This window comes from Solirubrobacter phytolaccae (genome assembly GCF_027587195.1).
Lineage (GTDB): Bacteria > Actinomycetota > Thermoleophilia > Solirubrobacterales > Solirubrobacteraceae > Solirubrobacter > Solirubrobacter phytolaccae.
This window is the reverse complement of record NZ_JAPDDP010000029.1, coordinates 45,358-58,916: the sequence shown is the minus strand read 5'-3', so window position 1 is coordinate 58,916 and position 13,559 is coordinate 45,358. Positions and strand designations below refer to the sequence as shown.

The 13,559-nt window shown below is 73.6% G+C and carries 13 protein-coding genes; 5 read left to right on the top strand and 8 right to left on the bottom strand.

Features of this window, described 5'->3' with window-relative positions:
* Positions 1–58 precede the first annotated feature (58 nt).
* From OJ997_RS17025 to OJ997_RS17010, 4 genes are read left to right on the top strand one after another with little or no spacing between them, the layout of a single operon-like run.
* Positions 59–391, top strand: a complete 333-nt coding sequence (locus OJ997_RS17025) for a YciI family protein (RefSeq protein ID WP_270026373.1) — start codon at positions 59–61, stop codon at positions 389–391.
* Complete coding sequence (locus tag OJ997_RS17020; RefSeq protein WP_272599885.1) at positions 388–1,524, top strand: RNA polymerase sigma factor; 1,137 nt, start codon at positions 388–390, stop codon at positions 1,522–1,524. Before OJ997_RS17025 ends, OJ997_RS17020 begins: the two co-directional genes overlap by 4 nt.
* Positions 1,496–4,060, top strand: a complete 2,565-nt coding sequence (locus OJ997_RS17015) for an aminotransferase class III-fold pyridoxal phosphate-dependent enzyme (RefSeq protein ID WP_270026371.1) — start codon at positions 1,496–1,498, stop codon at positions 4,058–4,060. The genes OJ997_RS17020 and OJ997_RS17015 overlap by 29 nt, the downstream gene beginning before the upstream one ends.
* Entirely contained in the window at positions 4,060–4,767 is a 708-nt protein-coding gene (locus OJ997_RS17010) for an SDR family NAD(P)-dependent oxidoreductase (RefSeq protein WP_270026370.1), read from the top strand. Before OJ997_RS17015 ends, OJ997_RS17010 begins: the two co-directional genes overlap by 1 nt.
* Here OJ997_RS17010 and OJ997_RS17005 read toward each other — a convergent pair.
* The 7 genes from OJ997_RS17005 to OJ997_RS16975 all read right to left on the bottom strand — a co-directional run bounded on the left by OJ997_RS17005 (position 4,757) and on the right by OJ997_RS16975 (position 11,116).
* A complete protein-coding gene (locus tag OJ997_RS17005; RefSeq protein ID WP_270026369.1) occupies positions 4,757–5,362 on the bottom strand; it encodes a nucleoside/nucleotide kinase family protein in 606 nt (201 codons plus the stop codon). The genes OJ997_RS17010 and OJ997_RS17005 overlap by 11 nt on opposite strands.
* Before the next feature lie 51 nt (positions 5,363–5,413).
* Positions 5,414–6,052 carry an SAF domain-containing protein gene (locus OJ997_RS17000; protein ID WP_270026368.1) on the bottom strand — a complete coding sequence of 213 codons (639 nt, stop codon included), beginning with the start codon at positions 6,050–6,052 and terminating at the stop codon, positions 5,414–5,416.
* Positions 6,049–6,888 carry a sensor histidine kinase gene (locus OJ997_RS16995; protein ID WP_270026367.1) on the bottom strand — a complete coding sequence of 280 codons (840 nt, stop codon included), beginning with the start codon at positions 6,886–6,888 and terminating at the stop codon, positions 6,049–6,051. Before OJ997_RS16995 ends, OJ997_RS17000 begins: the two co-directional genes overlap by 4 nt.
* Positions 6,889–7,016: 128 nt before the next feature.
* A complete protein-coding gene (locus tag OJ997_RS16990) occupies positions 7,017–8,009 on the bottom strand; it encodes a GGDEF domain-containing protein (RefSeq protein ID WP_270026366.1) in 993 nt (330 codons plus the stop codon).
* Positions 7,990–9,798, bottom strand: coding sequence for a putative bifunctional diguanylate cyclase/phosphodiesterase (locus tag OJ997_RS16985; RefSeq protein WP_270026365.1), 1,809 nt, complete (start codon positions 9,796–9,798; stop codon positions 7,990–7,992). Before OJ997_RS16985 ends, OJ997_RS16990 begins: the two co-directional genes overlap by 20 nt.
* A 55-nt stretch (positions 9,799–9,853) precedes the next feature.
* Entirely contained in the window at positions 9,854–10,591 is a 738-nt protein-coding gene (locus tag OJ997_RS16980) for a response regulator transcription factor (protein ID WP_270026364.1), read from the bottom strand.
* 27 nt (positions 10,592–10,618) lie between these two features.
* Entirely contained in the window at positions 10,619–11,116 is a 498-nt protein-coding gene (locus OJ997_RS16975; RefSeq protein WP_270026363.1) for a hypothetical protein, read from the bottom strand.
* Positions 11,117–11,350: 234 nt separating this feature from the next.
* Here OJ997_RS16975 and OJ997_RS16970 point away from each other — a divergent pair, with 234 nt between their 5' ends.
* Positions 11,351–11,818 carry a hypothetical protein gene (locus tag OJ997_RS16970; protein WP_270026362.1) on the top strand — a complete coding sequence of 156 codons (468 nt, stop codon included), beginning with the start codon at positions 11,351–11,353 and terminating at the stop codon, positions 11,816–11,818.
* Between the two features lie 45 nt (positions 11,819–11,863).
* On the opposite strand, the gene OJ997_RS16965 is transcribed toward OJ997_RS16970, so the two are convergent.
* Positions 11,864–13,540 carry a Rho termination factor N-terminal domain-containing protein gene (locus tag OJ997_RS16965; protein WP_270026361.1) on the bottom strand — a complete coding sequence of 559 codons (1,677 nt, stop codon included), beginning with the start codon at positions 13,538–13,540 and terminating at the stop codon, positions 11,864–11,866.
* Between the last annotated feature and the right edge of the window lie 19 nt (positions 13,541–13,559).

The following is a 13,559-nucleotide window of genomic DNA, read 5'->3' as shown; positions in this document are numbered from 1 at the left end:
GAGCGAAACTTCTCCCCCACCGCTGTCCCCAAACGCCCGACCCGTTCGTCGACATGACATGAGATACGCACTCCTGATCTACGAGAACCCCGGCGCGCATGAGGGCAAGTCGCCCGCGGAGCGCCAGGCCATCACCGCCGAGTACATGGCGATGTACGACGACGGCCGGGTGAAGAGCGGCGCGCACCTGAAGCCGGTCGAGACCGCGACCGTCGTCCGCGACGACCTCGTGACCGACGGCCCGTTCGCCGACACGAAGGAGATCTTCGGCGGCTTCTTCCTGATCGAGGCGGACGACCTCGACGGGGCGCTGGAGATCGCCAAGCGCATTCCCGCGCAGCGCTTCGGCGGCGCGGTGGAGGTCCGGCCGATCGTGGAGTACGAGCGCTGATCGACGCGGTCTTCCGTGCGGAGTGGGGTCGCGTCGTGGCCTCGCTCGTCGGCTTCCTCGGCGACTTCGACCGTGCCGAGGAAGCCGCGCAGGAGGCGTTCGCGATCGCCGCGGAACGCTGGCCCCGCGACGGCGTGCCGACCAACCCCGCCGCCTGGCTGACGACCACCGCGAAGCGCCGCGCGATCGACCGCATCCGCCGCGAGCAAGCGCACCCGATGATCGACCCACCATCGCCCACCGAGACCTCGGACTTCCCCGACGAGCGCCTCGAGCTGATCTTCACCTGTTGCCACCCGGCGCTGCCGACCGAGGCCCAGGTCGCGCTCACGCTGCGTGCGCTCGGCGGGCTGACCACCGAGGAGATCGCCCGCGCCTTCCTCGTCGCGCCCGAGACGATGAAGCGCCGGCTCACGCGCGCGAAGACCAAGATCCGCGACGCCGGCATCCCGTTCGCGGTCCCGCCCGACCACCTGCTGACCGAGCGCCTGCACGCGGTCCTCGCCGTCCTGTACCTGATCTTCAACGAGGGCTACAGCGGCCGGGGCGACCTCGCCGACCAGGCCATCTCACTCGCGTCGGTCCTCGCGGCGCTGATGCCCGACGAGGGCGAGGTCCACGGCCTGCTCGCCCTGATCCTGATCCACGACGCGCGCCGCGCTGCCCGCTTCGACGACGGCGAGCTCGTGCTGCTCGCCGACCAGGACCGCACCAAGTGGGATCACGACCAGCTCGAGCGGGGCCGCAAGGTCCTGCGGCGCGGCCGTGGCCCGTACGCAATCCAGGCGGAGATCGCCTCCCTGCAGTGTGAGGCGCCCATCGACTGGCCGCGCGTCGCGGACCTCTACGCGCGCCTCCCCCACTCGCCGGTGGTCGAGCTCAACCGTGCCGTCGCCATCGCCGAGGCCGGGGACGTGCCCGCGGCCCTCGCGATCGTCGACGCCCTCGAGCTGGAGCACTACCGCTACCTGCACTCCACGCGCGCGGAGCTCCTGCGCCGCCTCGACCGTCCCACCGAAGCGGCCGCGGCCTACCGCCGCGCGCTCGCGCTCGACCCGCCTGACGCCGAACGCCGCCTGCTCGCGGATAGGCTCGACGGTCTCGATGACCGATCCGCTGCAGATCGCCCGTGAGCTGTACGGGCTCGACGCGACCGCCCGGCCGCTCCCGGGCGAGCACGACCTGAACTTCGCGCTGTCCGCGGACGGCGCGCGCTACGTGCTCAAGCTGCACAAGGATGCGGCCGACCTCGCGCTCGAGGACGCCGTGCTCGAGCATCTGCGTGAGGAGCCCGCCGTGCCGCGGCTCGTGGGTCCGACGGCCGCCTCGAACGGCTACACGGTGCGGCTGCTGAGCTGGCTCGAGGGCTCGCCGTGGGCGGAGACGCCCGGCGACATGGCGTCGCTCGGGCGGACGGTCGCGCGGGTGGATCGCGCGCTCGCGGACTTCACCCATCCGAACATGCACCGGCCGCACCGGTGGGACCTCAAGCACGCGTACGACGGGCTCGACCACCTCCCCCACCAGGTCATCCACAACGACGCGAACGAGCACAACATCCTGGTCGGACCCGACGGTGACGTCACCGGGCTGATCGACTTCGGCGACGTGGTGTACACCGCTCGCGTGTGCGGGCTCGCGATCGCGGGCGCGTACGCGATGCAGGGCTGCGCGGACCCGGCGCGCGCGGTCGTGCCGCTCGTGCGCGGGTACCACGAGGTCACGCCGCTCAGCGTCGAGGAGCTCGCGGTCCTGTTCGAGCTGATGCTCGCGCGGCTGCGGATGAGCGTCGCGATGGCGGACAAGCAGTTCGCCGAGCAGCCGGACAACGAGTACCTGCTCGTGAGCCAGGCCGGCATCCGGGACCTGCTGGAGCGCCTGCAGCACGAGGACCCGCAACTCGCGCACTTCCGCTTCCGCGACGCCTGCGGCTACGAGGCGAGCCCGAACGCGCGGGCGGTCCGCCAGCGGCTGCTGCTCGCCGACGCGCATCCCGTGATGGACGGCGACCTGGCGAACGCGCCCGTGCTGGATCTGAGCGCCGGGATGCCGCCCGTCGACGGCCTCGCGATCGGTCGCTACGACGAGCAGCGCGCGATCTACACGGCCCCCGAGTTCCAGACCCCGGACGGGCGCTGGCGCACGCGCCACATGGCCGTGGACATCTTCGCGCCGGCGGGCGCGCCCGTGTACGCGCCGCTGGACGGCGTGGTCGAGCGGCGCGAGAACCGCAACCAGCTCGGCGACTACGGCGGGCTGCTGGTCGTCCGCCACGGCGACTTCTGGACGCTGCACGGGCATCTGGACCCCGACAGCCTCGCCACCGGGGAGGTCAAGCAGGGCGACGTGATCGCCCGGCTCGGCACGGCGGAGGTCAACGGCGGCTGGGAGCCGCACCTGCACCTGCAGCTGTTCACCGACCTCGTCGGGAACCTCGACGGCGTCGCGCTGCCCGAGGAGGCCGACCTGTTCCGCAGCGTCTGCCCGGATCCGAACCTGCTGCTCGGGCTTCCGAACGGGACCTCGGCGCGGGCGGCCCGGCCGGACATCGCCGAGCGCCGGCGGACGGCGATGAGCCGGGCGCTCTCGCTGGCTTACAGCGAGCCGCTGCACATCGTCCGCGGCGAGGGCGCCTATCTCTACGACGCCGATGGCCGCGCGTTCCTGGACCTCGTCAACAACGTCGCGCACGTCGGCCACTGCCACCCGCGCGTGGTCGAGGCGGGCGCGCGGCAGATGGCGGTCCTGAACACGAACACGCGCTACCTGCACGCCTCGGTCGTCGACTACGCGCGCCGGCTCGCCGCGACGTTCCCGGACCCGCTGCACGTCTGCTTCTTCGTCAACAGCGGCTCGGAGGCGAACGACCTCGCGCTGCGGCTCGCCCGCGCGCACACGGGTCGCGACGAGGTGCACGTGCTCGACCACGCCTACCACGGGCACTTGACCTCAACGATCGGCCTGAGCCCGTACAAGGCGCCGCCGGAGCGCGCGCGGGTGACGCCGCTGTGGGAGCTGCCCGCGGTCGACCGGCCCGCGGCGTTCTTCGCGGAGCCGATCCTCGGTTGCGCGGGCCAGGTCGTCCCCCCGCCCGGCTACTTGAGCGCCGCCTTCGAGGCCGTCCGCGCGGCGGGCGGGCTGTGCGTCGCGGACGAGGTGCAGACCGGGTTCGGCCGTGTGGGCGAGCACTTCTGGGCGTTCGAGCTCGGCGGCGTCGTGCCGGACATCGTGACCTTGGGCAAGCCGATCGGCAACGGCCATCCGCTCGGCGCGGTGGTCACGACGCCCGAGGTCGCCGCGTCGTTCCTGACCGGCATGGAGTACTTCAACACGTTCGGCGGCAACCCGGTCAGCGCGGAGATCGGGCTCGCGGTGCTGGACGTGATCGAGGACGAGCGGCTGCAGGCGCACGCGCTGGCGATGGGCACGCGGCTGCTCGACGGGCTGCGCGGGTTGAACGTGGTCGACGCCCGCGGGCACGGGCTGTTCCTCGGCGTCGAGCTGTCCTCGCGCGCGGAGGCCGCACGCGTGAAGGAAGGGCTGAAGGCGCGCGGGATCCTGATCTCGACCGACGGCCCGAACGAGGACGTGCTGAAGATCAAGCCGCCGCTCCCACTGAGCGCCGACGACTGCGACCGCTTCCTGGAGGCCCTGTGCGACGTGCTCTAGTGACCGGCGCCGGTAGCCCCGACGGGATCGGGTTCGCGATCGCGCGAGTGCTGATCGAGCGTGGTGCGGAGGTCACGATCACCTCCACGACCGAGCGGATCTTGGAACGGGCGCAGGAGCTGGGCGCGCGCGGCGTCGTCGCCGACCTCACCCGCTGGGAGGACGCGGAGCGCGTCGTCGCGGAAGCGGGAGACGTCGACGTGCTCGTCAACAACGCCGGCATGGTCCAGACGGGCATCGACGCGCCGGACCGGCTGTTCACGGAGCTGAGCGAGCCCGAGTGGCTGCGCGGGATCGACATCAACCTGCACACGACGTTCCGCCTCTGCCGGCTCGTCGCCCCGAAGATGACCGCGGGCGGGCGAATCGTGAACGTCTCGTCGGTCACCGGGCCGTACGTGGCGCTGCTCTACTCGGCGGCGTACGGCGCCGCGAAGGCGGGCGTGGACGGGCTCACCCGCGCGCTCGCGCTCGAGCTCGGGCCGCGCGGGATCACGGCCAACAGCGTCGCGCCGGGCTGGATCGCGACCGGCTCATCCACCGAGGAGGAGCTGCGCGCCGGCGCGAACACGCCGGCCGGGCGGCCGGGCCGGCCGGACGAGGTGGCGGAGGTCGTCGCGTTCCTGGCCTCGCCGGGCGCGTCCTACGTCACCGGCCAGTCGATCGTGGTCGACGGCGGCAACACCCTGCAGGAGCTCAAAGTCTGACGAGCACGTCGGCGCGCTCGGCGGTCTTCGCCACGGCCTCCGCGTTGCGCTCGTCGCTGCGCAGGACCCAGGCGCGCGCGTACTCGGGCGTCTTGCCGTACTGGATGTGGCGCTGGATGAGCCGCTGCACGCGCAGCTCCTCGTCGGTCTCGACGTACCAGCACTCGTCGAGCAGCGGCTTGATGTCCGGCCACAGCAGCAGGTAGTTCCCCTCGGTGACGACGAGCGGGGTCTTGCGCGGAACGGCGATCGAGCCCGCGATCGGCTCCTCGATCTCGCGCCGGAACTCGGGCGCGTAGACGACCGGCTCGTCACCGCGCAGGCGCTGCAGCAGCGCGGCGTAGCCGGCGGAGTCGAACGTGTCCGGCGCGCCCATCCGGTCTCTTCTCCCGAGCCGCACCAGCTCGGGCTGCGCAAGGTGGAAGCCGTCCATCGGCACGAGCCGCGCCTGCTCGCCGAGCGCGGCGACGACCGCGCGCGCGACCGTCGACTTCCCGCCCCCGGGCGGCCCCGCGATGCCCAGGATCTGGCGCCCACCCCGGGCGATCAGGTCACGGGCCCGCTCGACCAGCTCGGCCTCGGTGCGAATCTCCATCGCCCTGAACCCTATGCAAGTGGCGGCCGCGCGCTGCACGAGCGCGTGCCGTCAGAGCCCGTCGCCGACCGTGAGCGCGTCGACCGTGCGCTCGTCGCCGGGGATGCGCGCGAGCAGCCGCACGTCGCGCGCGTACTCCTGCGCCGCGACGAGGTAGACCGCGTCGGTGACGGGCACGCGCAGCGTCGCCGCGACGCGCGGGCCGCCGCCCTCCTTCGCCGCCGCCGGCTTGGCCGCGAGCACCTCGACCGCCTGCAGCGCGAGCCGCGTCTGCTTGTCCGTCGTGACCACGACGTCCACGCGCGCGCCGGCCGTGACGTTGCCGGACGCGACGACGTCGACCGCCCGCTCCCCCCGCTTGACCGGTGGCTCCTCGGGATCGCGCGCGATCAACTCGGCCGTGACCGCGCCACCCGCGACGACGGGCACCGCCAGCTTGCGCCCCGCCAACGCGGCGGCGAACACCGGCTCCCCGGCGGGCGCGTACCGGGCGGGCAGCGCTCGCACCCCGAGGTCGGCAAGCTGCAGCGTGCGCCCGGCCGGCAGGTCCGTGCGCGCGACCACCACCTCGGTGAGCGGCCCGAGTTGCGCCTCCAGCGCGGCCTCGCGCCGCGACATGTGCGTCGCGGACAGCGCGCCAAGGACGAGTGCGAGCGCGAGCAGCACGGTCGCGCGCCGGCGCCGCGTCACGAGACGACCGAGCGATCGACGTCTTCATCCAGGTGAGGAGCGGTGATCCCGGGCGGATCGAGCGCGACGAACAGGTCGTCTGGTCGCCGCGCGAGGCGGCGCAGTCTCGCCTTCAGCCGGCCGCGGCGGGTCAACGGGACGCGTGTGCTGGCGGCCGGGAGCTCCAGTGTCATCCGCGGACCGTCCGCGGACAGGCGGCCGCCGTGGCTGGAGGCGATGCTCGCCGCGATCGCCAGGCCGTGGCCGCGGCGGCCGCGGCGCAACCGGGCGGGTGCCGTCATCGCGGCGAGCGGAACCGGCAGGCCCGGGCCGTCGTCGCGCACCTCGATCGCGACCCGGTCGAGCGAGGCGCGGACGCGCACGCGGACCTCGCCGTGCCCGTGCTCGGCCGCGTTGGCGACGAGGTTCGCGCACGCCTGGGCGATCCGCAGCGGGTCGGCGTGCACCGTCGCGGGTGCGCGCACGTCCCCGCCGCCGATCGCGAACGGCAGCACGACCGTGGGCGGCGCGAGGTGCAGCCGCGCGTCGTGGGCGCGCGCGATCGTCGCCCACGCGTGCTCGTGCTCGAGCACCAGCGCTGCGAGGTCCACGCGTTCGGGCCCGGTGCGACTCCGCGCGCCGACCAGATCCTCCAGCGCCCGGCCGGCGCGCCGCAGCTCCAGCTCGATCGCGGCCAGCCGGGCCGGCTCGCCGGACAACCCGTGGAGGCCGAGCTGCACGGCGGAGATCGGCCCGCGCAGCTCGTGGCTGGCCCGCGCGACCCGCACGAGCCGATGATGCGAGCGGAGCAGGGACGCGGTCAGCGCCGCGAGGAGGAGCCAGGTCGCGATCGTCATGGTCCGTAGAGGCCGCGCCGGGAGAAGTTCGCCCCCCTCGCCAGGCGACGGCGCGAGCGGGGCGGGCCGCGCGCCACCGGCTCGCGGCGCGGCGCGCGCCACGGTCGCGGCCGCCTTCCGCGGCGCGCTCAGAGCGCCGCGTGGTCGGAGTCCGCGAGGCGCACGGCGTTGCGGCCGTCGCCCTTGGCGCGGTACAGGGCGCGGTCGGCCGCCTCGACCAGGCCGTGCTTCGGACCTGAGGGGATCGCCGCGGCCACGCCGGCGCTGATCGTGATCGCCACCGGCCCGCCGCCGCGCTCGACCGACTTGCGGACGCGCTCGGCGAGCTCCTCCGCGCCGCCGATCGCCGTGCCGGGCAGCAGCACGACGAACTCCTCGCCACCGACCCGCGCGGTCACGTCCGCGCCCCGCGTCTCCTGCGCGAGGATCTTGGCCACCCACTGCAGGACGCGGTCGCCGAACTCGTGGCCGTGCTCGTCGTTGACGCGCTTGAAGTGGTCGATGTCGAAGGCCACGGCCGCCAGGGACGTGCGGTCGCGGACGGCGCGCGCGGTCTCCGCCGCCAACCGCTCGTCGAACGCGCGCCGATTGTGGAGCCGGGTCAGCGGGTCGATTCGCGCCTCGGTGGAGAGCTCCTCCACGAGCCGCTCGTTGCGCGCCGCGAGCACCCGCACCACGACGCCGACGACGATGACCGTGACCGTGACGTCCACCCAGCGGTCCACGCTCGCGTCGCCGTCCGGCAGCGCGGCCAACGCCGCGCCGTGCACGGCACCCACCCACACCACAACCGCGGCCGTCGCGCGCGTGCCGTAGAACGACGCCACCCACAGCACCGGCCAGCAGTAGACGATCGCGGCGTCGGAGTAGCCACGCGTCGAGCCGACGGCCACGCCGACCACGGCCGTGCCGACGAAGCCGAAGACCAGCATCGCGTCCCGCGGCAACCGGCGCCCCATGGTGACGGCCAAGAGCCCGAGCCCGAGGGCCACGAGCGTCGGCACGATCGAGAAGTCGGGCCCGTTCGGGAGCAGCTCCTCCAGCGCGCCGATCGCGCCCGCGGCGGCGCAGATCGCCGCGGCGCTGTAGACGAGCGCCGGTTCAGCCCGGCGCCTCGCCATCGGCTCCCCCGGTGTCCCAGACACGTTCGAGCAACGGCAACAGCTCGTCGACCGGGAGCGGACGGGCGAGGTGGTAGCCCTGGCCGATGTCGCACCCGCTCGCGGCGAGCTGCGCGAGCTGACGCGCCGTCTCGATCCCCTCGCCGACCGTCCGCAGGCCGAGCGCCGAAGCCATGCCGGTGATCGCCTCCAGCAGCGCGCGGGCCTGCGGCTGCGAGTCGAGCCCGGCGACGAACCCGCGGTCGATCTTGAGCACGTCGAGCGGGAAGCGCGACAGGTAGCTCAGGGCCGAGTAGCCCGTGCCGAAGTCGTCGAGCGCGATCTGCACGCCGAGCTCGCGCAGCTCGGCCATCGCGCGCATGTACGCCGGACGGTCGTCCAGCAGCACGCGCTCGGTGATCTCCAGCGTCAACGCGCTCGGGGACACGCCGTGCGCGGCGAAGATCGCGGCGACCCGCTCCGGGAACGTCGCGCTGCGCAGCTGGATCGGCGCGACGTTCACCGACACCGTGACGTCGGTCCCCTTGCGCCACGCGGCGAGATCGCGCGCGGCGCGCTCGAGCACCCACTCGCCGATCGGCACGATCGCGCCGGACCGCTCAGCCACCGGGATGAACTCGTCCGGGCGCACCGGCCCGAGCTCGGGGTGCGTCCAGCGCAGCAGCGCCTCGAAGCCCTTGAGCCCGCCGCCGCGCAGCTCGACCAGCGGCTGGTAGACGAGCGTGAGCTCGTCCCGCTCCTCCACCCCGTGCAGGGCCTGCTGGAGCCGCAGCCGGCGGGTCGCGCGGACCCGGCGCTCGGGGTCCGGCCGCCCCGACGCGCTGTGCGCCCCACGCTTGCGGCGCGCGAGCGCGTCGACCGCGGCGTCGATCAGGTCGTCCGCGGCGACCACGGTGCTCGTCGTCGACACCCCGACGGTCAGCGAGACCGGCACCGCATGCCCGCCCGCCACGTGCGACCCACGCGTGAGCTCGCCCACGAGCCGGTCGCAGATCATCTCGGCCTCGCCCTCGTCTTCGAGCGCGTCGCAGAGCACGAGGAACTCGTCACCGGCCAGCCGGCAGGCCGCGTCTCCGCTGCGCAGCGCCGTGGACAGCCGCGTCGCGACCGACTGGAGAAGCTCGTCGCCCGCCGCGTGCCCGAGCGCGTCGTTGACGAGCCGGAACCCGTCCAGCCCGAACGCGAGCACCGCGCACGAGCGGTCGCCGCGCACGCCCCGCGCGATCGACCGCGCGACGAGCTCCCCGAACAACGCCCGCCCCGCCAGGCCGGTGAGGCGATCACGCAGCTCCCGCCCGCTCGCGCGCCGCGCCTCCAGCACGTCCACGGCCAGCGCGGCGAGCTCCTCGAGCAGCCGCACCTCGCGCTCGCTCCAGGGGTGCGGGACCTTGTCGACGGCGCAGAACGCCCCGAGCGTCTCCCCACCGTCGAGCGTGAGTGGCATCCCCGCGTACGCCATGACGCCATAGTCGCGCACGCCGAGGTTCTCCGCCAGCAGGGATGACTCGCGACAGTCGTCGACGACCAGCGGCGCCCGCCGCTCGACCACGTGCCGGCAGCACGAGTGCGACAGCGGCGTCTCGCGCTCGCGGTCGAGTGGTGCCTCGAGTCCGGTCGCGCCCGCGAAGTACTGGCGCCCGTCCGCGACCAGCGTCACCAGCGAGATCGGCACGCCCAACAGCTCACCCGCCAGCCGCGTGAGCCGCTCCAGCGCCGGGTCCGGCTCCGCGTCGAGCAACCCCACGTCCCGCAGCGCGCTCAGGCGGGCGCTCTCGTCACCGATCTGCACTTGGAGGTCTATCCGTCCCGCCTACCCGCCGGGCTCGCGACCAGCGGGCGGCAGGTCATGAAGCCGACCGAGCAGGAAACCCTGATGGCGCCGGACCGTCCACCAAGCGGTAGCCCACGCCCCAGACGTTGACCACGAACTCGTCCCCGTCGGCGCGCAGCTTCTGCCGCAGCCGGCACGCGTGCGAGTCCAAGGTCCTCGTCGATCCGGCCGCGCGAAAGCCCCACACGTCGCGCAACAGCTCCTCCTTCGTGAACACCCGCGAAGGCGCCGAGGCCAGCGTCCGCAGCAGCGCGAACTCCTTCGCCGCCAGCTCCACGCGCTGCCCGCGCACGGACGCCGCGCGACCCGCCGGGTCGATCTCCAGCGAGCCGATCCGCAGCGTCCCGAGCTGCACGCGCGTCCGGGCGCGGCGCAGGACCGCCTCGATCCGCAGCCGCAGCTCCGGGTACGCGAACGGCTTGACCACGTAGTCGTCGGCGCCGCGCTCCAGGCCGCGGACGCGGTCGAGCTCCTCGCCCGCGCCGGAGAGCATCACGACCGGCAGCGTCGGGTCCAGGCGCGAGGCGAGCCCGTCGGAGGCGCGTACGCGGCGCAGCAGGTCGAGCCCGGAGCCGTCGGGCAGGTGCACGTCGAAGACGGCGAGGTCCGGGCGTGAGCGCTCGAGCAGGCGCCCGGCGTCATGGACGGTCTCGGCGACGAGGACGTCGTAGCCGTCGGCGGTGAGGTTGTCGGCGAGGAAGAGCCGGATCACCGGGTCGTCCTCGACGAGCAGGAGCGTGGCGGGGTCCATGCCCTCTCTAGGGCATGGCGGCGAAAACTATGCGGAGCGCACCGCGAGCCGCACGGACGCGGGCTTGCGGATCTCGCAGCGCGAGACGACCTTGGAGCCGTTGCGGACCTCGGCGGTGCCGCTCACGGTGGCGACCGCGACTTCACGGTCGGTGAAGCGCCCGCTGAACGTCCACGTGTAGCTCGCCGTGCGGCCGGAGACACCGCCGACGTTGCGGCTGGTGCCGGTCAGCTCAGCCTCGAACTTGCCGTCGCGCACGCGGACCTCGGGCTTGGCCGCGACGTTGGACGCCCAGAGCTCGCCGAGTCCGCCGCCCTTGCACTTGCCGTGGAAGCCGAGCGCGACGGTCAGGCGCGAGCCGTCCTTGGCGCCCGTCCGCACGTACATGCTCTGCGCGCGCGGGAACTGGATCTGCCCTTTGAGCGTCAGATCGGCGCGGGGTTCGATCGGGTCGGCCGCGAACGCGGGGCCCACGAGGGCGAACGCGAGGACGGCGCTGAGTACTGCGAGACGGCAGACGGCCATGGTTCGACCCTAGCCAGAATTCACAACTAGATCACGGTGCATTGCTGACACCCTGGCGGAACGTCCAGCCTTGCGGCGCCGGTACACTCGCGAACAGCGGACGGCGGGCTCCGCGCGTTCGATCTCCGACACCCTGTGGTCGCTGGATGAAAGTTCCGATTCAGTGCGGGACTCAGGGGAGGAACCGCGCATAAGATGCAGACGCCTCAGGGCACCCCTGAGGCACATCTCGTTATGGATCAGATTCGCCGCGGCAACTACGACTCCGGCCAGGACTATGTCCTGGAGTACGGAGACCTTCGGTTCACGTTCAACGAACGTGACTTTTCCGAGCGCGTCGAGCAAGCCGCGCGCAAGCTGGGCTTCGTCGGCTACCCGCTCGAGGACACAGAGCTCGAGGACCTCGTGAACCTCACGGTCAACGGTGAGGTCGTCGACCCCGCTTCTGGCCTCGGGGAGCACGTCAACGACTGCTGGCCAGACCTCGTCGGCCCCGCGGACCGCTCGCTGGTGCACTGGCTGCGCCGGCTCGTGTTCCGCTCCGCCTGGCTGGACCAGCGCGTGAAGGAAGGCGAGCTCGACGTGGTCTTCGACGACGCGACGCACACCTTCGGCTACGTCCAGCCCGAGCGCGATCGTGAGCCGATCGAGCTCTCCCCGGAGCCGAGCTGGCGCCGGGTCGCGTACGGCCCGCGCCACTAGAGACGCGCCGCGGGGGCCCGAAGGCCCCCGCGCACACGGGACGTTCTAGGAAGCGGCGGGCTTCTTGCGAGCCGCCGGCTTGCGCTTGGCGGTCGTGGCCGCCGGCTTCTTGGCGGCAGCGGTCTTCGCCGCAGCGGGCTTGCGCGCGCCGGCGGGCTTCTTCGCCGCCGTCTTGGTCGCGGCCGCCTTGGCCGCCGGCTTCTTGGCGGCGGCCGGCTTCTTCGCGGCGGCGGTCTTGGTCGCCGCCGGCTTCTTCGCGGCGGCCGGCTTGCGCTTCGGCGCGGCGGCGGGCTTCGCGACGGCCTCGACGGCCGCAGCCGCCTCGACGACGGGCTCCGGCGCGGGCTTCGCCTTCGGCTTGGCCTTCGCCTCCGGCTTGGCCTTGGGCTCGGGCTTGGCCTTCGGCTCGGGCTTCGGCTTGCTCGCCCCACCCTTCGGCTTCGGCTTGGCCGCCGGCTTCGGGGCGACGAACTCGCCGCCCGCGGTCGCGGCGCGGATCGCGTCCACGCCCGCCTGGCCGACCAGCAGCTCCGCCCGCAGCACGCCCGAGTCGGCGAGCGACAGGGACGGGAACGTGCCCAGCGCGGCGAGCGAGCGGTCCAGCGCGACGAGGGTCGTCTCGCCGCCGACCGGGGCCGGCGAGGTGGCGACGATCGTCAGCGAGCCGCCGCCGGCGAGGTTGCGGGCCGCGGCCAGCGCGCGCCGGGCGGCGGTCGCCGGGAGGTACTCGAAGCCGTCGATCAGCAGGACGGCGTCCCCACCGCGAGCGGCGACGCGACGGCCGGTCTCGACCGCCTGCTCGACGGCCTGCGCCTGCGCGTCGGCGGACGAGGCGAACGTGAGCACCGTGCTCGGCTCGACGGCCCAGTCCGCGGCCTCCTCCGGGCGCACGCCCGTGAGCAGCACGCTGACCTCGAGGCCCTCCTGCGCGACGAGCGCGGTGGCCAGGCGACGCAGCGCCTCGGTCTTGCCCGAGCGCGACGGGCCGGCGATGACGACGCGCGAGCCCTTGCCGAACGGCGTCAGCCACTCGATCGCGGTGACCGTCGGGTCGTCGGAGCCGAGCGCGATCCGCTCGTCCGGCCACGCGACGGCGAGGTCCTCGAAGCGGGTGCCCTCGGCGACCTCGTCGGCCGGGCGGCCGTTGATGGTGTCCACGCGGACGAGCGACGGGAAGCGCTCCGAGCGGCGCGCGGCGCGCACCGGGCCGGCGATCTTGTCGCCCGAGACCAGCTCGCAGCGCTTGACCTGGGCGGCGGAGATGTAGATGTCGTCGTCGGACGCCTGCGTGCCGAGCACGCGCAGGAAGCCGGAGCCGTTGGCGAGCAGCTCGACGGTGCCCTCCGCGATCTTGTCGTCGGACGAGCGGTCCTCGGCGACGGGCTCACGGTCACGGTCACGGCCGGAGTCGCGGTCACGGCCGGAGTCGGCGGAGCCGTTCTCCTCCTCGTCGCGACGGCGGCCACGGCCACCGCGGCGGCCACGGCGCGAGCGCTTGGGCTCGTCGTCGTTCCCGTTCGCGGTCGCGGTCGGCGCGTCGACGGCCTCGGGCGTCTCGTCGGCTTCAACGACCGGCTCCCCACCCTGGCGGGCGAGGATCGCGTCGACGAGGTCGGGCTTGCGCAGGCGGCGGAAGCCGTCGACGCCGAGCTCGTTCGCCAGCACGTGCAGATCGGCGAGCGGGCTTTGCTCCAGAGCGGAGCGGTCCAGGACGGTAGGCATAGATCTCCTCGGATCGGTA